The organism is Streptomyces sp. NPDC028298 (genome assembly GCF_055565895.1).
Genome location: NZ_JBVHTL010000011.1, coordinates 128796 through 148915 on the forward strand (window position 1 = coordinate 128796; position 20120 = coordinate 148915).

15 protein-coding genes and 1 pseudogene are annotated in these 20120 nt (G+C 64.9%); 9 read left to right on the forward strand and 7 right to left on the reverse strand.

Annotated elements, in window-relative coordinates; translation table 11 throughout:
* Window positions 1–71: 71 nt before the first annotated feature.
* The 3 genes and pseudogenes from ACZ4TO_RS36915 to ACZ4TO_RS36925 form a co-directional block, all read right to left on the reverse strand.
* Window positions 72–323, reverse strand: a complete 252-nt coding sequence (locus tag ACZ4TO_RS36915; RefSeq protein WP_468026467.1) for a hypothetical protein — start codon at window positions 321–323, stop codon at window positions 72–74.
* 791 nt (window positions 324–1114) lie between these two features.
* Entirely contained in the window at window positions 1115–1861 is a 747-nt protein-coding gene (locus ACZ4TO_RS36920) for a hypothetical protein (RefSeq protein ID WP_468026468.1), read from the reverse strand.
* 918 nt (window positions 1862–2779) lie between these two features.
* Window positions 2780–3281: pseudogene (locus ACZ4TO_RS36925) on the reverse strand (hypothetical protein).
* 375 nt (window positions 3282–3656) lie between these two features.
* On the opposite strand from ACZ4TO_RS36925, the gene ACZ4TO_RS36930 reads away from it, so the two are divergent.
* The 9 genes from ACZ4TO_RS36930 to ACZ4TO_RS36970 all read left to right on the forward strand — a co-directional run bounded on the left by ACZ4TO_RS36930 (window position 3657) and on the right by ACZ4TO_RS36970 (window position 16266).
* Window positions 3657–4403, forward strand: a complete 747-nt coding sequence (locus ACZ4TO_RS36930; RefSeq protein ID WP_468026469.1) for a TIGR02391 family protein — start codon at window positions 3657–3659, stop codon at window positions 4401–4403.
* A gap of 425 nt (window positions 4404–4828) precedes the next feature.
* Window positions 4829–5482 carry a hypothetical protein gene (locus tag ACZ4TO_RS36935; protein WP_468026470.1) on the forward strand — a complete coding sequence of 218 codons (654 nt, stop codon included), beginning with the start codon at window positions 4829–4831 and terminating at the stop codon, window positions 5480–5482.
* An 854-nt stretch (window positions 5483–6336) separates the two neighbouring features.
* Window positions 6337–7686, forward strand: coding sequence for a DNA cytosine methyltransferase (locus tag ACZ4TO_RS36940; RefSeq protein WP_468026471.1), 1350 nt, complete (start codon window positions 6337–6339; stop codon window positions 7684–7686).
* Window positions 7683–8480, forward strand: a complete 798-nt coding sequence (locus ACZ4TO_RS36945; protein ID WP_468026472.1) for a very short patch repair endonuclease — start codon at window positions 7683–7685, stop codon at window positions 8478–8480. The genes ACZ4TO_RS36940 and ACZ4TO_RS36945 overlap by 4 nt, the downstream gene beginning before the upstream one ends.
* A 452-nt stretch (window positions 8481–8932) precedes the next feature.
* Entirely contained in the window at window positions 8933–11311 is a 2379-nt protein-coding gene (locus ACZ4TO_RS36950; protein ID WP_468026473.1) for an ATP-binding protein, read from the forward strand.
* The gene (locus ACZ4TO_RS36955; RefSeq protein ID WP_468026474.1) at window positions 11308–12978 is read left to right on the forward strand and encodes a DEAD/DEAH box helicase family protein; all 1671 of its coding nucleotides are present in this window, start codon (window positions 11308–11310) and stop codon (window positions 12976–12978) included. The genes ACZ4TO_RS36950 and ACZ4TO_RS36955 overlap by 4 nt, the downstream gene beginning before the upstream one ends.
* A complete protein-coding gene (locus ACZ4TO_RS36960) occupies window positions 12975–13574 on the forward strand; it encodes a hypothetical protein (protein ID WP_266616532.1) in 600 nt (199 codons plus the stop codon). The genes ACZ4TO_RS36955 and ACZ4TO_RS36960 overlap by 4 nt, the downstream gene beginning before the upstream one ends.
* Window positions 13575–13593: 19 nt before the next feature.
* Window positions 13594–14925, forward strand: a complete 1332-nt coding sequence (locus ACZ4TO_RS36965) for a sigma factor-like helix-turn-helix DNA-binding protein (protein ID WP_468026548.1) — start codon at window positions 13594–13596, stop codon at window positions 14923–14925.
* A gap of 522 nt (window positions 14926–15447) precedes the next feature.
* Window positions 15448–16266, forward strand: a complete 819-nt coding sequence (locus ACZ4TO_RS36970; protein ID WP_468026475.1) for a DUF4231 domain-containing protein — start codon at window positions 15448–15450, stop codon at window positions 16264–16266.
* Between the two features lie 62 nt (window positions 16267–16328).
* Here ACZ4TO_RS36970 and ACZ4TO_RS36975 read toward each other — a convergent pair whose 3' ends face one another.
* The 4 genes from ACZ4TO_RS36975 to ACZ4TO_RS36990 are packed head-to-tail and all read right to left on the reverse strand — an operon-like array spanning window position 16329 to window position 20065.
* Window positions 16329–17804 carry a tyrosine-type recombinase/integrase gene (locus ACZ4TO_RS36975; RefSeq protein WP_468026476.1) on the reverse strand — a complete coding sequence of 492 codons (1476 nt, stop codon included), beginning with the start codon at window positions 17802–17804 and terminating at the stop codon, window positions 16329–16331.
* On the reverse strand, window positions 17801–17971 hold the full coding sequence (locus tag ACZ4TO_RS36980; protein WP_468026549.1) for a helix-turn-helix transcriptional regulator: 171 nt from the start codon (window positions 17969–17971) through the stop codon (window positions 17801–17803). Before ACZ4TO_RS36980 ends, ACZ4TO_RS36975 begins: the two co-directional genes overlap by 4 nt.
* A 4-nt stretch (window positions 17972–17975) precedes the next feature.
* Window positions 17976–19151 (reverse strand): AAA family ATPase, encoded by a 1176-nt coding sequence (locus ACZ4TO_RS36985; RefSeq protein WP_468026477.1) that lies wholly within the window; start codon window positions 19149–19151, stop codon window positions 17976–17978.
* Window positions 19148–20065, reverse strand: coding sequence for a bifunctional DNA primase/polymerase (locus ACZ4TO_RS36990; protein ID WP_468026478.1), 918 nt, complete (start codon window positions 20063–20065; stop codon window positions 19148–19150). The genes ACZ4TO_RS36985 and ACZ4TO_RS36990 overlap by 4 nt, the downstream gene beginning before the upstream one ends.
* Window positions 20066–20120: the final 55 nt, after the last annotated feature.

Consider the following 20120-nt stretch of genomic DNA (forward strand, 5'->3'; position numbering starts at 1 on the left):
CAGCCTCCGAACCGGCCGCAAATGATCGCAGCTTCCCAAGCTGATGGCTCAGCGGTTTGGACAGCTCCTGTCTATCGGGACGCCCGCGGCCCCTCGGCATCCCTTCGGCTGGACACGACATGCCGCGCGATCGTGGACAAGGCCAGCTCGTGCTCCTCGTCGACCACAAGCCAACCCTTGTCCAGGAGCGATTGCAGCACTGGGCGAATCTCGTCACCCAGCTCCTTCGCCAGGTCGTCATCGGTGGGGGAGAGGCCTTCCTGGGCGAGGCTCGCCACGTGGAACACGACGGCTTCCTCTCCCGCGGTGATGTTGAAGTCCATGACGTGAAGGTATGCGAGCTCCTTGGCCGTAACACGCCGAGGACCCTGTCGTAGCGGGCCGGCCGTCGCGGCTTGCTCTTGTCGATGGCACCGATGGCGTGGCTGAGGCCAGTGGGGGTGCAGCGAGGCCACGCGTGCGTGGTCCGTCGGCGCACCCGCCATGGTGGCTGACTGTCTTCGGCTGAGGTTCAGACGGGGCGTGCGAAGGAGCTGCTGTCGGTCGGGTGCGCCAGGGCTGGGCCGTCTCTGGGCCGTCCGAGGGCCGCCGAGGCCGACCGATGGCGACCGAGAGTGACAGACGATCTACAGGCGTCAGCGGCAGAACCCCAGGTCACAGGCCCCCGGCCGAACGGGTCTCCCCCGAGGGGTAGTCGTCAGGCAAGATGGGGCGCTTCTCACCACCTGGGCGCAGGTGCCGATCGACAAGCGTGCCGATCTCCCCTGCACGGGAACTGTTCCGCTGACATCAACGACCCCGCATAGTCGCAGCCTTCCGCGCATGCAGATGCCCCCGTGCGCGCAATTGGGCCCAGCCAAGGTCGAGTTGAAGGTAACCTACAAGGCTGGTGTCGGCGCAGATGCGTGCCGGATTGAACAGCGAGCCGCAGTCAACACGGGCGTCCCACAACAGAGGTCGCAGGGACTGTGGCACATTGTCGGGGTGGGGCAGGGCGCCACACACTCGACGTCTGAAGCGTCAGAATTCCTGAGCTCAGACCTGGCAATCCGCACTGTGCAGGGATCTTGCGAGCATCCGGGGCAGCGGTGTATCTCGCATTGCAACCGGCTCCCTAGAGAATCCCCGCATCGATGAGTTTTCGATAGTTTTGTTTGATATAACCCTTCCCTCTCTGATGGCGGCGCCGAAGGAGGAGCTCCCACTCTTTGGATTTATCCGACGAAATTCTAGTTTGAGCCGTCTTCAGGTTCGCCCAATGCCTATCGAAGTCGCGCTCAAATGCATACTGGGTGACCGTGAGGTCAAAAATAAGTCGCTCCAAGTGGCTCAACATGTTCTTTTGTAGGCGAAGGTGCCAGAGAGTTAGCGCATTCAGTCTGGCGGTTCGGTCTTGATTGACGCCGTTACGCTGTTCATTGAAAGCCACGATCCATTGTCCGTGTGCTAGGCAGTTCCTGGTATTGATGAGTGATTCCATCCAATCATCAATCACGGATTTCATGCCCGCAAAGTAAGCAGCACTGGTATAAGGAAGAGCTGAGGGTATTTTCGCGCGGGGTACGTTGTAGCGGACCGAAAAAGCCTCAATGAGAACCTGATTCCACATTTCGAGAACGGTTCGCTCGCTCATGACACGCTGCTCGCTAGATTCCGGGAAGCCAGGTGAGCTGATGATCGTCATCAGGCGATCCTCGAGCGTAGCGCCGAGGAGGAGCGCACAGGTCCGGGTCAACGCGACAACTTCGTGCTCGTCGCCGTGCCGAATGGCTTCCTTGCAAGATCTGCTAGCCACCTCGAAAGACATTTCGAGGGCTTCCATGTTGCGGATGTGCGCGCGATGGCGCTTCTCGCGATCCACGAATGTCTCTCCAGAGTGCAATTGCCGAAGTCGGCAGAATCTACCACTGTCATTGGCAAACTCTGCCGACCTCGGAATCGAACCGAGGAACTCTCACTAGGTGAGCGTGTTATCGCGCGAAATCGCCGGCTCGAATTCGCACACCATTACACCAATCGACACTGAAGTCGAATGCTTCAATGGCCGGAAACATTATCCTTCGCCGCAAAACTTATCGTAGTGATGCCTGCTTGTAAACCTCTCGGTCGGTCATCTCTTCCCTGCGTGGCGTGCGATGCCGAGCGTCGAATCGCGTGGCCGCCGGGGCTGCAGGGATGGGTCTGACGCTGGGATCAACGCGCTTCTGTCGCCTCGGGGTTCAACTCGATGCCTGTCCGTGGGCTATGTGATCAAGCAAGCCACTGCGGCGACCGACAGTCACTAGACCATCCGAACGCCACAACGTTTCCCTCACCGACCAATCAGCTCCACCAGTAAGGTCCGCACCATCCCCCTTGCACGAGGCTCCCCCTCGACCAGTCCGAGCAGGTCCTCGGCGACACTCACCCCACTACCCTGCAAAGCCACAACAGCCTCGCCAGCGCCCGCCACGGCCGTGCTGGTCACACCGGCGTCCGTGGACCGACCGGGGACCCGGACACTCCTTCCGGGGGCGGCCGGCAGTTTTTTCGCCGGCTGGCGCGGGTCTGGCCGGCGGCGGTTACACCGGCCACCTCACCGACTGGACCGACCAGCATCTCGGGCTCGTCCTCGACATCGTCCGCCGCAGCGAGGACGTCTGCGGCTTCCAGCCACTGGCCCGCCGCTGGGTCGTGGAACGGTCCTTCGCCTGGTTTCTGCGCAGCCGCCGCCTGGTCCGGGACTAAGAACGACGCACCGACACCACCGAAGCCGCCATCCACTGGCCGATGATCGCCCTCATGAACCGCCGCCTGGCCGCACAGCCCCATCGGCCTGCCGCCCTGTCGGCAGGGTGAACCTTCCGGGCTTTGTCTCCACCAGCCAGCCCCGTTCCGCCAGCCTCTTCAGCCGTGCTCGCCACCCTCGACCCGTGAGGCCGAGGCACTGTCCCAGCCGAGCACCACGGCCGCCCGCCGGGCACCCAGCCCGTCGCGGCTTCCCCCGCGGCGACCATCACCGCCTGGTAGTCCACCGACAGGTCTTCGACCCGCCCGCGTTCTGGCGATGCGGCACCGCACGGCGCGGGCCCACCGGCTCCCTCGGCGACGGGCAAACGACCGTCTCGGTCGGTTTGTTCCTCCTCGGCGAGCGCCTCCAGATACTGCTCGAGGCCGATCGTCCGAAGCCTGAGGATCTCCTCCGCCTCCGCCAAGTCCGCCCGCACCCGCTCTAGTTCGGCTTCGAGCTCCTCCACCAGCACGGCAGTGGTCTTCCGCCGCGTTTCCAGGACCGCCCGCATCGGCGGCATCCGCCACCCCCAGGCCGACTCGATCAGCGAAGCAGTCGGCATTGAGCGAACGTCTGCGCTCCACCGATAGCACTGCGAGGGCGGTTCGGGGGCTGCCGCAGGATCGAACTCTAAAGTGAGTGTCGCAAGCTCGAATCCTGCCGGGGCGCCAGCCTCCGCCCTCCCCTGGGGAGGGCTTGTTGCTTGTTCAGGGCATGTCTCGCTCGGTATAGCGAACCCCTGATCCCCTTCCCCGATGATCAAGGAAAAGGTTGTACGCTGTCCAGGTTTGGCCGAGTTCGAAGCGACCCTATCGATTACGTCTCAGAAGGCGGCAGTCCCTGACGCAACCTTCCCAGCGGCGACGTGATTAGAGATGATCAGCCTGTGACGACAGATGGCATCGACGGCACCTGGGCCCTCGGAGAGCTGGATCACTTCTTGCAGCTCACCGCGTTCCAAAGGGTGCCGGATCCTCCCGGCGTCGTGAGCGTCACGTCCCAGCTCGGAAATCGCGGCAGGCAGAGCGAAATCATCGAGTCTGCATATGTGATCGAGAAAATCCTTGATCGTGTCATCCCTGACTGGCGGACCTCGGTTCCCGACTCACGTAACAGGACGATCAATCGCTGGCACCAGCACCGAGAAGCGACTCAGCGAGCCAAGGTTGCCCTCCAGCGAGACGCAGAGATCGCCGAGAAACTGGGCGATGGCGCGCCCCGCCTCAACGCCGGCCACTTGCACCCATGGGTGTGGGAGGCGGCCCGGTCGCTGTGGCAGAGCGGTCACTACCGCGAGGCTGTGCGCGTTGCCTCGGTCAAGATCAACGCTGAAACACAAAACAAGGTCAACAGGCTGGATCTCTCCGAAACTAAACTATTCAACGAGGTCTTCTCTGAAAAGTCCCCAGAGCCAGGAAAGGCTCGTCTACGCGTCGTCCCGGACGACGGTAGCCCCACTTTCGGCAGCGTCCATCGCGGAGTCCGCGCCTTAGCAGAAGGCTGCTACTCCGGTATCCGAAATCCCACGAGTCACACGATTCAGGCGGAGCTACCGACTGATCACGCCCTAGAGCAATTGGCGGCCTTCAGTGTTCTGGCCCGGTGGATCGATGGTGCTTCGGTGGACCGCTGACCATGCAGCAGTGAGGCTCCAATCGCACGCTCATCCAACCGATTGAGCCCCGATATAATCCCTGTAGATCTAGGGTCCTGAGCATGGTGAACATGGCAGTTGAGGCAGGCGATGCTGCGACCTGGGCCAGCACACTGGTCGCCGTGCTCGTCGCCGTCACGACATGGTCGCAGAGCAAGAAAACGAGGGGCGAACAGGAAGACCGGGCACGTATGCAGCGCGAGGTCACAGACCTTGCGCATCGTCAGACCGAAGCCGCGGAGCGTCGGCTTTCGCAGTGGAGTCCGACACCGCTCAGCCACAGGTCAGCCTCAGAGCAAGCCCTAGATGCTCTTAGCTTCCCAAGCTGATGGTTCGCCGTTGGAGTCTGTAACGATCAGGCACTGCCCAGGCTTTACCCGCGGCGCCGATGTGATGCTCTGGTCATGGTCAGCGAGGACATTTCAACGCACCACACCAGCCCAGCCGATGGCTTCCCCGCAGAAGCCCCTGCCGTTCTCACGAAGCGTCATAGTGAGATAGCGACGAAGACGCTGGCTCTCACTGCGGCGATCGCTCTAGCTTGCGGCGCCAGCGTCGGATACCTCATCGCGCACTCCACTAGATCAACAAACGCATCAACGCCTGAGAGTGATCCGATAATTGCCGGGGTCAGCAAGAGGACCGTCTGCAAGCTCGTGAGCGATGCGATGCAACAGCAGCTCAGCATCAGCGAGGCATCTCCCGTGGCTGAGGAGAAAGGTGGCGCCTCGTGCTATTTGATGATCACGGAGGACGGCGCGGCTGATCCCGCTGGCTTCGTGGTCGCTTTCTACCCCACCACAGCGTCTTTGCAGCAGACAGTGGATGGTACGGACGTGATCCCGGAGAAGGCAGAGCCGCTGTTGGTCCAGGGGCGTGCCGCCGCTCGACAGGTCCTGTATGGCGACGCATGGAAAGCTCAACTGACTGTCGACGTAGGTGACGGGGGAACTCTCTACGTCGAACGGTTCGGCCCCAAGGACTCGCTGCCAGAACGAGAACTGCGTCGATCCGTCGACGACCTCGCGTCGAGCGTTCTCAAGGGGCAGGGCGCGTGAAACCAACGCGTGACGGGCCTGATAACCCTGAACACGATTGAACTCGACTGCGTGACAACGAGGACGTGCAGCGGCGGACAACTGCGGACGGCCACGAACCGACGCCGCAGGTGAGCATGAGGCAAGCCCAAGGCAGAGTCGCCGCCCAAGTTGCTTCGGGAAGAAAAGGCCGTGGGTTCAAATCCCGCCACCCCGACAGCTAAAACGCAGGTCAGGCCCGGTGCTAAGCAATCAGCATCGGGCTGCCTCGTTCTCCGGGGCCCTCTGGAGAAATCCTGGAGAAGATTTGAAGAGCCTGCTCGACCACGTGCCGGGGGAGGTCGCCCCACTCGACGAACCGCCCCAGTGCTCGCGCGTCACGGAACAACTTCGCCTCCTGCCCACTACTTGAGCCGAAGCCACGTCTCGCGTCTCGTCAGCGAGTGCTATGTCCGCTTATCGACGAGATTGCCTTTTTGTAGTCAAGGAAGGGGCCTGACGGCGCTTGGGGGTCGGTTGCAGGATGCTTCCCACGCTGGATGAACTCAGCCGTGGGAGCGGAGCAGGAGAGTGGCGAGAGGCACAGCCGTAGCTGCAGACCCGGACGCTGCACGTCGCTCAAGGGGGACCTGGTCAGCTTAGCGAGATCCGCCGCGAGCTGATCGCCGAGCGCCTTCGTGATGCTGGGGGGGGTGAAGCTTCGGTGGAACGCCGACCTCTCCGGCTCCCTGCTGTCGCCGTCGTAGCCCCCGTCGTCCTCTTCGTGGTTCTGCCAGCTGTGGGGCGACATCGCACGAGTTTCTCCGGCACACAGGTCACAATTAGCACTGCTCCGCGGTATGGTTTGGGCTGCACTGAACTGCTAGGAGTGGAAAATGCAACGGACGTCGGTTGAGCTCTTCGCGGGCGGGGGCGGGCTGGTCCAAGCCAGCACGAACACCGGCTTCCGACACCTGCTGCTGAACGAGTTCGCGAAGAGGGCATGCGAGACGCTTGAGGGCAATCGCTTCGACGCGTTTCCCGCGGACGTCGATTCCGATGTGCTGGCGAAGTGGCTGGACCAGATCGACAAGCAACGCGCGGAGGGCTTCGAAGCTGCGGGCGCCGTCGAGCGGCCCCACTACCCTCCCCTGGTCTCCGGCGACGTCCGAGAGTTGGACATGCGTTTCCTCAGGGATCGCAATGTTGACCTTCTGGCCGGCGGGCCACCATGCCAGCCGTTCAGCCTTGGTGGAGTCGCGAAGGGCGATGAGGACGAGCGGAACATGTTCCCGGAGATGTTCCGGGCGGTTCACGAGATCCGTCCCAAGGCCGTCATCTGCGAGAACGTCCGAGGACTCCTTCGCCCGTCCTTCGCTCCCTACTTCGAGTACATCAAGCGCGAGCTTTCCCTGCCGTCCGTGAAGCGCGGTAAGGGTGCCACGTGGCAGCAGCATGACCACGCGTTGCGGGAGCGGCTCGACGCGAAGGACACCGATCCGACGGAGACCTACGAGGTCACGCAACACGCCGTGAACGCCGCCGACTACGGGGTGCCGCAGATTCGCAACCGCGTGATCCTCCTGGCGTTCCGCGCTGACCTGGGCGTGGACCCGGAGTTGGTCAAGCGCGCTATCGCGCGCACCCACTCCCACGCGGCCCTCGCGCGGACCATCCTCGATGGCTCCTACTGGAAGCGCCACGAGCGGGCGGGCGCCGAGATTCCGGAGCGCGTCATCGATCTGGTGACCTCGCGCTACGCGAACGAGCAGCTGTCGTTCGAAAGCGGGGATGAGGAGCTCCAGCCTTGGCTCACCCTTCGAGACGCCATAATGGGGCTCCCCGAGATCAACACCAGCATGTTGGACAAGACGACGGAACAGGGCGGATTCCCCGACCACATCGGGTGGCCCGGAGCCAGGATCTACGACGGGCACACACCGAACGAACTTGACCGGCCGGCCAAGACCGTCAAGGCCGGGGTGCACGGTGTGCCCGGTGGCGAGTCGGTGATGCAGCTCGACAACCTGGTGCGCGACGAGAAGACCGGCCTACTGCGCCCCGAGCACCGGTACATGACCGTGCGCGAGGCAGCCAGGGTCATGACCTTCGGCGATGGATGGACCATGGCGGGCCCGCGGGGTGAACGCATGCGCCAGCTGGGCAACGCGGTTCCCGTGAAGCTGGGCGAGGTGTTCACCAGCGCCGTCGCGAAAGCCCTCGACGACGCGGAACAACGCTCGTGAACGCCGCCGCCGAGTCCCGGCAAGTGGGCTGGAAGGACAAGCCGCCGCCCGAGAGAGCCTGGCGGGGACGGCAGGGACGGACCAGGAAGGCGATCGTCGCCGAGCAGGATCGTGCCGCAGGTGGTCGCGAGGGCCGCTACGTCAAGCGTAAGGACGGCGACTACGCGCTGGCCTCGATCACGCTGAAGTTGTTGCCCAGGACTCGTCGGATCAGGGCCTATATCCGCTGGTCGGAGAACGGGCGTTCGCCCGCCCTGTATGTCGGAGAAGTGGAGCACCCGACGCGTGCGGCGAACCTTGAACAGGCTTGGCAGATCGCCAAGGGCCGGGGAATGGTCGGAGAGCGTCCTCTTCCGGAGGGGTCGTGGGCGTCGTCCCCTGCCACGCGGTCATCGATGCGCGGGAACCGAGGCCGCGACACGGCACCGGAACTCCGAATCCGCTCACTGTTGCATCGCGAGGGTCTGCGCTACCGCGTATCGGCACGGCCGCTTCCCGGAGTACGGCGAACCGCCGACCTCGTCTTCACCCGTGCTCGTGTCGCCGTCTTCGTAGACGGGTGCTTCTGGCACGGGTGCCCCGATCACTGCCGTCCAGCACGCACGAACAGTGACTTCTGGCGCAGCAAGATCGAAGGAAACCGCGCCAGGGACGCCCAGACCGACCAGTTCCTGGCGAACGCGGGATGGCGCTCCATCAGGATCTGGGAGCACGAAGATCCCGTACAAGCGGCGGGCCGGGTCACCGCCGCCGTTCGCGACTTTGCGGCACGGGATGATCACAACGTTTCGTGATTCAGGAGCTCGTTGACGGCGTCGGAGGCCCGGCACAGGTTGATGCGCCCGACCGTCGCCCTCGCTGAAAGCGAGGAGGCCGTCCCCAATGTTGACGCCAACCTCGACCAACAGCCCCAACGGTGGTTCGACGCGCTCATCGAGCTCTACGGGCACCCTCGCCGGTTCACTGATCACGGAAAGAGCCCCCAACGACCGCTGGCGTCTACCACCAGCATTACGGATCGCCGTGGGGCGTTGCGATTGCGACGGTTGGCGACCGGGTCTCGCAACCGCCATAAGCCACTCAACTGGATGGAGCGGCAGGGAACTTACCGCCGATTGTCAGCGGTTCCCTCTACCCTCTTCATCACGCGTACGGCTCTACCCGAGCCGCACACCGAAGCGCTGCCCGCGGTAGGGCTTTCTTCGGCGTGCCCGCGCGAGACGAGTACAGGGGGGTCCGTCCATCTATGAAGATCACACCTTCGGCGCGCGTGCTGCGCATGCTCGGTGAAATCGAGTTCGACGAGTGGCAGTGCATCGCCGAGCTGATCGACAACGCCTTCGACGACTTCACGGAGATCCATCGGTCCGGGACCCCCTGGGCGGGCGGGTATCGCGTCAGCGTCGAGCTCCCCGACTCCGCGCAGGGCCAGCTCGTGATCACCGACACCGGTCGCGGCATGACGTACGACCGGCTGGAGCGGGCTGTACGGGCCGGCTGGTCGGGCAACGACATGCACGACAAGCTCGGCCTCTTCGGTATGGGGTTCAACGTCTCGACGGCGCGGCTCGGCAAGCGCACGCGCGTCCTGACCACGCGCCAGGGCGACACCGAGTGGATCGGTGTGGAGATCGACCTCGACCGCATCGGGGACGACTTCGAGGCGGAGGACATCACGGAGCCGAAGGCCGATCCCAACGAGCACGGCACGCGTATCGTCATCAGCCGCCTGCATCCCACGCGCGCTCGGTGGCTGCAGAAGAACGGCTCGGCCCTGCGCAACATCCTGGGACAGGTCTACTCCTGGATGTTCCTGAACCGTCCGTTCGAGCTGTGGGTTGGCGGCTTCCAGGTGAAGCCTGTCCGCCACTGCCGTTGGGGAGACGACCGCTCGGTCCTCTACAACAACAAGGAGCGCATCCCCGCCTACATCGAGATCGACCAGAAGCTGGAGAACGGTCTCGCCTGTGGTGACTGCGGACAGTGGCAGCTCACTGATCGCGACGCCTGCGAAGACTGTGGGAGCGATCGACTCACCGTTCGTGAGCGCCGGGTGCACGGGTGGCTCGGCATCCAGCGTTACATGCACAAGCACGACTACGGAATCGACTTCCTGCGCAACGGTCGCAAGATCCTCCGCTGGGACAAGCAGCTGTTCACCTGGCGCAACCCTGACGGAGCGGTGGGCAACGAAGAGCCGGAGTATCCGGTGGACCTCGCCCACCAGGGCGGCCGCATCATCGGGGAGATCCACCTCGACCACGTCCCGGTCACGTACCAGAAGGACGCCTTCGAGTACGGCGACCGCAGCTGGCGCTCGGCCGTCGAGATCGTAAGGGGGGTCGCGCCGCTGCTGCCCCAGCGCGCGGCGAACCTTGAGTACGAGGAGAACACCAGCCCGCTCGCCCTCCTCTTCAAGGGATATCGTCGTAACGACGCCGGTCTGCGATACCTGGTCCCGGGAGACGGCCGCAAGCCGATCCACGACGACACCCGTCGGTGGGGACAGGAGTTCCACAGGGGCAACCCCGACTACCAGACCGATGAGCGCTGGTGGCAGGCTGTCGAGGACCACGAGGCCGCCAAGAGCAGGGGCAAGAACTCGAAGGCGGCAGCCGCCACCCCGGGAAAGCCCGACGAGGCGGCCGTGATGGAGGCGCTCGGTTTCGACGGCACTGAAATCAGTGGTCCGAGTGCCCCCGCGACCGGTTCGGACGAGACGCCGCCCGATGCCCAGGAGCAGGCCCCGACGGCCGGCGGCGAGTCCGCTCCCGCCGCGCCGGCCCCGGAGAAGCGCAAGGAGACGCGGCAGGAACGTGTCACGCGCTACACGGAGAACTCGACCACCTATCCGGCCCTGAGCCGCTCCTTCGGCCACCCGCGCGTCGGATTCGTCGAGGTCGAGGCACGTCGACTCACGGCGGGGGGCCTCACCGACGAGAACCTCCACCCCACCCCCGTCCTGCTGGACCAGCGCGGCGGCAACGCCCTCGTGGCGTTCCTCGACCTCGACCATCCGATCTTCCAGAGGTTCGGTGCGGACCCGGCCGACCTGCTGCTCGCGGAGATCGCCGTTCTGCTCAGGGTTCAGGCGGAGACGGAGTGGAGCCATTCCGAGCTCATCGCGGCGATCCGCGTGGAGTCGCTGCCCGCCACCGCTCTGGATGCCCAGATGATCAGCGCAGAGGCGCAGGAACTGCTTGCCGAGATCCGGCACCGCATGGCGATCGAGCTGGACCGCTCCGGCGAACCGGGGAAGGCGTTTCAGTTCCTCTCGCCCGACGAACTCACCCACACCGAGCACACCATGATCGCCAACGGCAAGGTCACCCGCACGACCGACCTCGGTGCGAGCGGCGAGTTCCTGCTGCACGTGCCCGCCCTTTTCCTGGTCCGGCTCGTCGAGTCGCTGCCGTCGCTGTTCATGGACAACCGCGTCTTCCAGGGCGTCTACGAGGGTGTCGCCTCCGCGTCCGCGCGGCGGCTCAGCCTCACGCGCACGGTCGGCTACCTCTCCGATGTCGCGACGCAGGCGACCTACGCCGGTGCCAGCCTTCCGGACCAGATGCTGCGGACGAGGCTGAGCATCCGTCTGCTGGCCGACGATCTCACGGAGGAGAGGTGAGCGCCGTCTTCCTCTCGGCCGACGAGCTTCTGAGGGGAGGACCCACAGGTCTCACGCACGCCGTCGAACGGGCCCTCTGGTACCTCGGCTTCAACGACGTGCGCGTCATCGACGGCGCCGGCGACCAGGGCGCGGATCTCTTGGCGGTACGCGGTCGGGAGCAGTGGGTCTTCCAGTGCAAGTGGAAGGCCGGAGGGAAGGTCGACCGGAGCGGTGTCGACGACCTGGAGCGCGCGCGTACGCGCTACCGCGCGGACAAGGCCGTCCTGGTCACCAACACCGACATCAACGCGGCGGCGGAGGCTCGCCGTGTGGCGCTCAACGGAGTCGGCGTGCCGATCACCGTCTGGCACGGCGCGACCCTGCGGTCGATCGGGGAGCGCATGCCCGAGACCGTTCCCGCGAAGTACGCCCTGCGCCCGTACCAGGCCGAGGCGGCGGACGCGGTGGTCCGGGACCTCGATGCAAACGGCACCGCGCTGCTCGTCCTCGCGACGGGTCTCGGGAAGACCGTGGTGGGCGGGGAGATCATCAGCCGCCACCTCACGACCAATCCGGACGCCAGGATTCTCGTCGTCGCGCACATGAAGGACCTCGTCGCCCAGCTCGAGAAGGCGATGTGGCGGCACATCCCCAAGTCCGTTTCCACGCGCCTCCTGACGGGAGAGAGCCGACCCGAAAACCTCGACGGAGTCGTGGTCGGAACGGTCGAATCCGTTCTCAGTGCCGTGCGCGTGGGCTACCGACCCGACGTCATCATGATCGACGAGACGCATCACGTGGCCGAGACCGGCAGGTTTGCGGAATTGCTCGACCTGTGTGGGGATGCCGAGCAGTTCGGTGTGACGGCGACACCCTGGCGAGGAGACAAGTTCGACATCACCTCCCGCTTCGGGTATCCGAGCTTCAAGATGGGCATCGCGGAAGGCATGGCCGCAGGCTTCCTCTCCGCCGTCGACTACCGGCTGTACGTCGACAATGTCGACTGGAACGCCGTCCGGGACGCCAGCGTGCACGGGCAGTCGATCAAGGACCTCAATAAATCCCTGTTCCTGCCGCAGCGCGACGAGGAGATCGTCGAGCACTTCCGTGAGGCGTGGCGGACCACGACGGAACCGAGGGCCATCGTCTTCTGTCAGACCATCGAGCACGCCGAGCACATGGCCAGGTTGTTCGCCGCGTCCGACGCGGCGTGGGCCAACGCGTCGTTCCTGCACAGCGCGCTCCCGCGGCAGCGACGCCAGATCCTGCTGAACGAGTTCCGGCTCGGCCGGGTGCCGGTGATCACGTGTGTCGACGTCTTCAACGAGGGCGTCGATGTTCCGGACGTGAACCTCATCGCGTTCCTGCGGGTCACGCACAGCCGGCGGATCTTCGTCCAGCAACTCGGGCGCGGACTCCGGCTCAGCCCCGGCAAGAAGGCCTTGAGGGTCCTCGACTTCGTGACCGACATCCGCAGGGTGGCGGCGACCCTGGAACTCCGGCGATCGCTGGAGGCCCAGGAGAGCGAGCACCTGCGCGTACGGATGCCACATGCCTCCCGTATCCAGTTCAGCGACCAGACCGTCGGGTCGCTGATGGACCACTGGATCCAGGACGCGGCGGACCTTGAGACCGCAGCGGACGAGGTCCGCCTTCAGTTCCCTCTGACGAATGGAATCGAATGACCAAGTACGCGATCCCCTCGGACCTGGAAGAAGAGGTCGTGCGTCTGCTCTACAAGCGGGCCGCCGACCTCAACTGGACCTATCTCACGGACACCGAGCGCACCCGTCACTATCAGGCGTGGACCTCCGACCCGCAGGTGGGAGGACGGCTCCTTCCGTTCATCGGGAAGCCGGAGAACGTCCGGCCGTGGCTCAAGGACAGGCCCATGAAGGAGTACATCCGGGCGACCTACGGGGTGGGCAAGTGGGCTCCGCTCGTGGTCAGGCCGGCCACTCCGGTCAGCGTTCTTGTTGAGAAGGCCCTCGGTCACGGTTGGGAAGTCGATCTTGAGACGCTCGACATCAAGCCGCTCTGCGTGACGATTCGCCACGAGGACGACGAGGAGATGGAGCAGCGCTTCGCATGGGCGCCCATGCGCGACTTCAAGCATCTCGCGTGGGCGGCCATCGCGGCGCAGGCCGGCGGCGACCCCTTGCCGTGGGTCATCTGCACGGTGGACTCGTTCGTCCGGAAGATCACCCCGGAGCAGAAGGCGACCAACGAGCGGATCGTGAAGCGGCTTGGTCTGATCAGCGCGCACGTCACCGATGGCTGACCGGGGCTCCGCCATGACGATGGATGGCGACTGGCTTCAAGCTGCTTTCGGCGCGCTTCCCGCCCGGTCACAGCGCATGATCGAGGATCGCGCGCTCGGGAAGACGCTCGGAAGTATCGGGCAGGAACATGATGTGACCCGCGAACGGGTCCGCCAGTTGCTCCTGAAGGCACAGAAGCAACTCTTCGCTAGCGCCGATGTCTTCGTGGATGACTGGCGTGATCGGCTCACTACCCTCACCGAGCGCTCGGCCGTGCCCCAGTCCGAGGTGGCGGCAGTGTTGGGCGTACGTGATCAGATGGGCGTAGGGCTTCTCGTCGAGGCGGTCGGGGCTGAGCACCCGCTGACGTGGGCCGGTCGTCTGCGCGGCTGGTGGACCCGCAGCCCCGGTGCTCTGGAAGTGCTGCTTCGGCGAGGAGTGGAGGAGGCACCGCTGCGTGGGGAGGACGTAGCGGTGACCTTCGCGGCCGCCGGAGTACCGGATGAGGTCCCTTTGCTGGATCTGCTGGGACATCCGGACAGCCCTCTGGTGCCTGGCTTCGAGGGAACTTGGCTACGCCGTCGCGCCCGCGGCAGGGACGCGGCGTACCTCTTCCTCCTGGCGAACGGTGAACCCTGCCGCGCGGAGGAGTTGCTGGCACCGACGGGGATCAGGCGGAAGCCCGCCGTCGCCGAGGCTCTCAGGCGGGACGAGAGGTTCGTGCAACTCCGATTGGAGGGGAAGTGGGCGCTGGCCGAATGGCCCCACCTGAACGTCACGCCGTACCCGAACGCCATGGAGGCCGTCGTCGCTGTGCTGACCGAACTGGGGCCGCTACCCAGGGACGCTCTCTTCGTGAAGGTCTCCGAGCGCTACCCGGTGACCCTGTGGCGCCTGCACCAATGTCTGCTGGACGACAGGGTGGGCATCACGGAGGACGGTTTGATCGAGCTGGTCGCGCGAGGTGCTACCCCGATCGAGGAAAGCGAGCCGGCAAAACCGGCGAGGATGGCCGTCGATCCTGCGGGAAACGTCTTTGGCGTCCGGCTCACGGTGGACAAGGACGTCCTTCGGGGTAGCGGCGTCGTCGTCAGCAGCTGGCTCACATGGCAGCTCGGAATGCGACAGGCCCCCATGGCCAGGACCTTCTCCATCGCCGGTCACCCCACACCGATCGTCCTCAAGCGGGCGACGAGCGCGGCCCAGATCTCCAGCCTGCGGGTACTGGCGAAGGAGAACGGAATGGTGGGCGGCTGCGAATTCGTCCTCTTCCTCCGCACGGACGACTCGACGGCACGAATAGAGCACGCTTGTGCCCGGCACACCTGCCCTGCGATGAGCGAGCCTTCCAGGATCGAGGGAGGAGCTTGACGCTTTGTCCAGCAGTGGCCCACCATCCCGGATCGGCTGAGGCGCCATGTCGGCGGGCACGGATACAGCAAGGCGCGGCCGAGTAGCCAGCTCGGGACAAGCAGCCATACCAAGCGAGAGCTTGTGCCAGGGATCGTGGACCACCCGTGGACGCGTACCGCATGATGAGTTAGGTGTAGGGCCGTGACCTGCCGCGTTGCACTGCTAGCAAGGGCCCTCCGGAGCCGTGTGCGCAGGTTCGAATCCTGCCGGGGGCACTCGCCTAGGAACAGCAGAAATCAAGCGCTGACCAGGGCGGATGCCGAGAGTAGAGGGCGGGAGTCAGTCTCACTGACTCCCGCCCTCTCTCGTTGTCTCGCACGGTTCGTGTGTGAGGAGCGTGTGGGATCGCCCTCAGAGAGGGCCTGGGCCCTAAACAGTTGGCCCGGCGGGTCGAACTTCTCAGGTGCTAGCTTCACTAGGCTGATCAACGATCAGGTCAACGGCCGGCTACTGCTCGCACGGATCACGGGTGGGGGATGAGTGGCAACATACTCAACAGTTCTGGATATCGATCAACGCCTCATCGAAATCGATGCTGAGATATCGACAGTCCGGTTCATCAAGCGATGCACACTACTCTGGATATCGGTTGGAAATCCGTTCATCCTGAGTGGAATTGTGGCCGGAAACTACCTGATCGACTTCTCGCATCCGGGCGGCGGCCGCGTAGCCTTGAATGAGCTTGGCGGCATCGGCCTCATAATTTCAATAATCGCATCCATTGCCTGCTGGTGGTATTGGCGCAACCAAATGACGGAGAGAACAGTAGAACTGCGCCAGCTTGAAGCAGAACGAATCTCTCTCCAAGCACGGGATACAGGGGCAGAAAACCTGCCTACCGCCTTCCATGTCTACTATGAAACTGCACCCAGCTATCGCGATGAGTACCGCCGGAGCGCCGAAAAATACAGAGGAAGACATAACCTCTTCCAGCTAACCGTAATCGTCGGTTCAATCCTCACCTCGGTAAGCACCACAGCTTCGGCAGAGCAAGGGGTTTGGAGTTGGCTCGCGGTGGCCCTCAGCGCCTTGGTCAGCATCTCCGCAGGAATCATTGCGTACTTTAAATTCCGAGAGCGCAGCCTCAACCTGCAACAGACAGCAGACGCAATCGATTTGGAGATCCAGGCTTACTCTTTGCGCATTCGACGTTACAAGAATCTAACACCAGAGGAAGCATCAACTCTGTTCGCAGAAGAGGTCGAGCGAATTCGGGAAGAGCAACGGAAGAAGGAACTTCAGCTAGAGCAACCTCCCGAATCCGCACCCGATCAGCGACCGCAGCTAACATCCAACTAACGGGGCAGACTCGGCAGGCCCTCAAGAGAACCTGCCGAGAAACCAAATGCTGTGAATATCTCTCACTCTTGAGATTCGGCGAGCATCCAACCCATCACTCGCTCAATTCTCCTATTGTTCTCTTCAGCGCTGTCGTCAATTACGCCTGCATAGCGACGGTGGATAACCTCCGGTGAGTTACCTGCACGCCGGGCCACCTCTGCAACTGGAAGGCCGGCACGGAGCCAGTTCGTGATGCACGTGGCTCGGAGGTGGTAGGGCTTCCGAGCCAAGGGCGAAGTCACCTTGTCCGGCGGGAGTGCCAGTGGCCGGGCTTCCTGCCACACCCGCCAGTAGCTAGAGGTACCGAGTAAGTCCCCCCGCTCATTGGGGAAGATCCGCCCGTCCTTAGCGGTGCCGAACTCCTTCAAGTGTGCTCGTAGCATCGCCACCAGAACGGGCGGGATTGGTACCGGCCTGTCCGTTCCAGACTCCCGCGACTTCAGCCCTCGCTTGTCGTGCCGCTCGCCCGAGTCGGTCCACTTCTTACCCGAGATCGGACGCGTCTCCCAGAGAGTGAGCATCCCCCATCCCTTTTCAGGGAGCTGGCAGTCAGACAACCGGAGTCCGACCGCTTCGGCCGGACGCATCGCCGCGTACAGGATGCAACCGAAGAAGGCGACAAGGCGCCGCCCCCGGTTGCGGTGCACCGAGCCGACGTACGAGACGGCGGTGAGTAGCTGCCTCCCCTGTGTCTCATTGACCAGCACCCGCGGATCCACAGCATCGCTCCTGCCGGAAGCAGGCCGCTTCACTCCCGCCAGTGGATTCCCTTCCAGATATCCCTCCTGAACCGCGTAGTCCATGGCCGTGTTGAATCCGCGACGTCGGCGTTGGTACGTATCCGCTGCCGCCGGTTTGCCGTCCAGCTTGAACGACAGTCGGTAGTGGACGTCACGCACGACCTTGGAGTCACTGAGAGCCGACAGGGGAAGTAGATGCTTCGCCAGCCACGCGCAGACTTTCTCCATATCCGGCGAGGGCTCTTCACCCTTGTGCGCGGGTACGACGGCCCACCGCACGGCGCGCCGCACGTCTTCGACGGCTGGCGCCCCGGGGCTCTCCCCCATCATGCCGAGGGCTGCGGTAGCGAGGCTGTCCGCCAGGCCTTCACGGGTCTTCGCTGCGGCAGTGCGCCAGCGCACCGCCATGTATTCGCGAGAGAAGTCCCACCATGACGGATCCGGCTTGGTGCTCGCCTTCTCTGCCGCTGCCCGGATTTCTGACTGGGGCAGCCCGGTTTCTACGTCGAAGGCTTCGCCTTTGCGCATGGCGTGCCACAGTTCCGAGCGGCGGCTCTCGGCAAGTGCCGTTGTCGTGAAGGTCGCATGGCGAACTTTGCCAGCGACCACCCAGCGAAGTTGGTACGGCGCTGTCTTGCTGGAAATCTTGCTGACTTTCCAGACGCGGACGTCGGTGGAAAAGTTGGGTTCTTCGCGCCTGGCCGGGCGCTCGCCTCCGCGAGCGCCCGGAGCCGCGCTGGCCCTGCGGTTGGTCACGCGGCTTCCTCCAGGGCTGCGATCCAGCGCTCCAGTTCTGAACGGCGTATGCGTACGCCGCCGTTCGGGAGCTTGATGGCCTTGGGGCCTTTCCTCTGCTGTCGCCAGCGATAGAAGGTCGACAGAGGCACATCGATTTCCTCGATGACCTGGGAGATCGTGAGCATCTCGTCACGCGCCACGGTCGGTTCCTTCCGGGTTCTCGCGAGGGGAACGGGAGTCGGACAGGTGGGACAGTCCCGATTCCGGCTGCCCCACCTGTTCGTGCAGGTCAGATGAGATATTGGGACAGTCGGACAGCTGGGACACCCCTGGCGTTCCCTGTGTCCGGCTCTCGGTGTCCGGGTAGTACCGGCCGCTGGCGTCCTTGGCCAGCTGTCCGTCTGCGGCCATGCGGGAGCAGGTACGGCGGACGTTCTCGGCATCGAGCTGCGGCAGCGCGGCGACGACGTCCCGAGGGCGCGTGCCGGGGTTCTCCCGGACGTGGCGGAGGATGGCGGCGCGGGTGTCGCCGATGGTGTGGTCGGTGACCGGGCCGTCGAGCATCTGCCAGGCGCCGGAGGCAGCCTGGAACTGAAGCGCGTACTCGGCTTCGTCCACGTCGCGTCCCGTCACGTGCAGGATGCCGTCCGCCTGGCCCCGCGCCCGCTTAAGGACGAGCGTGGCGTCCGCGGCGCCGGCGACTCCGTTGGTGCCGGACACCTCGGTCAGGAAGTCGTCCGAGCCTGCCTTGCGGACGTGGTGGACGAGCACCACGGCGATGCCGTAGTGATCGGCGATCCGCTTGGCGTAGCCGACCGCGACATAATCCGCGTCGTACGCGGACACGCCCTGCGGGGCCTGGCCGCGCATCTTGGCGAACACGTCGATGACGACCATGCGGGCGTGCGGGTTGCGCTCCAGCCAGTTGGCGATGGCGTCGCTGCCGCCCTGGGGGAAGGGCGGGCATTCGGTCACCAGGGTCAGGCCGGCTGGAGCTGTCTGTTCCCCGAGCATCTTGCCCATGCGGGTCTGGAGGCGGCGCGGGGTGTCTTCCAGGGCGAGGTAGAGCACCGGGCCGCTGTCGACGGGCAGGGAGCCGAAGGCGTTTCCGCCAGCGGCGACCGCGAGGGCCAGGCCGAGGGACAGCCAGGACTTGCCCACCTTGGGTGGTCCGGCGAGCAGGCTGACGCCCTCGGCGAGGATGCCGGGCACTGCCCACTTGGGTTCGGGGAACTCTGCGGCCATGAGTTGATCCGCTGTCCAGGCGGTGCGCGGGCGCTCCCGTTTGGGTAGCTCGTGCGGGGCCTGTTCGGGATCGCTGGGCACCGAGTACAGGTGCAGTGGAGGGATCGGGTTGGTGCTCATGCCGCCCCGTCCATTGCGGTGTTGAGGCCGTTGGCGACGGCGCGGCGGGCGTACTTCTCGGGGACACCGACGGAGACGGCCGCATCGATGATCTGGGCGCCGATGGCATCCAGCCCGCAGGGTCCAGGGCACTGCGCGTGCCGGCTGGCCTGGAACCGGGCTACCTGGAAGGCCTGTGATCCCGCGCCGGATTCGGTGTGGCTGCGGACCAAGGCGAGCCCGTGGTCCAGGCCGGTGCGCACGTACTGCTCGGTGTGCCTGCACCCGGTGGCAACGGTCCGGTCCCACCCCCCTCGCGCGCTGGAAGAAGAGGCCACCCTCCCCCGGGCGGGGGTGGCCTCTTCTCGCACGGCGAGCGCGTGGACGGCGGACGGCAGGTCCGTCATGATGCCGTCGCCGGGGCCGAGCCAGCGGGCGTAGGCCATGAGCGACTTGACGTCCACGCCGGGCCGGACCGCGTTGGCCGACCGCATGGCCCCTCGGTAGAGCCAGTGCTGACCGCGGGTGGTCGGCACCGTATGGGTGGCCGGGAGCGCCGTGCGCGCCCACGCGATGGCCGCCGCGTTGTCCAGGTCGACGACGGTCAGTCCCGCGCCGCCCGGGTGGTAGGCGACGGATGCGGCCTGTTGCCATGCCGGGGCCCACGCGCGGGAGGTGACCACGTCAGGGTCCGTGGTGGCAGCGGCCCATCCGTGGCACGCCGAGGGGCACTGGCAGGGGCCCGCGCTCTTCATGTGCGGCCGGCCGCCGCAGGCGCCGTTCGCGCAGGCGCGGCAGTTGCCGAACGGCACTTTCCCTGCCCGCAGGGGCAGCACCGGCACTCCGGCGCTGGCCAGGTACAGAGCGGTGCGCAGGGGGTTCTCGTCCGGGTGGCCCGAGGAGGGCGGGGACGCGGTCTTGCCTGTGGGTGTCATGCTGGACGTCTCCTGTTCTGTCGAAGGGACAAGAGAGCCGGGGCGGCCGTGGTCT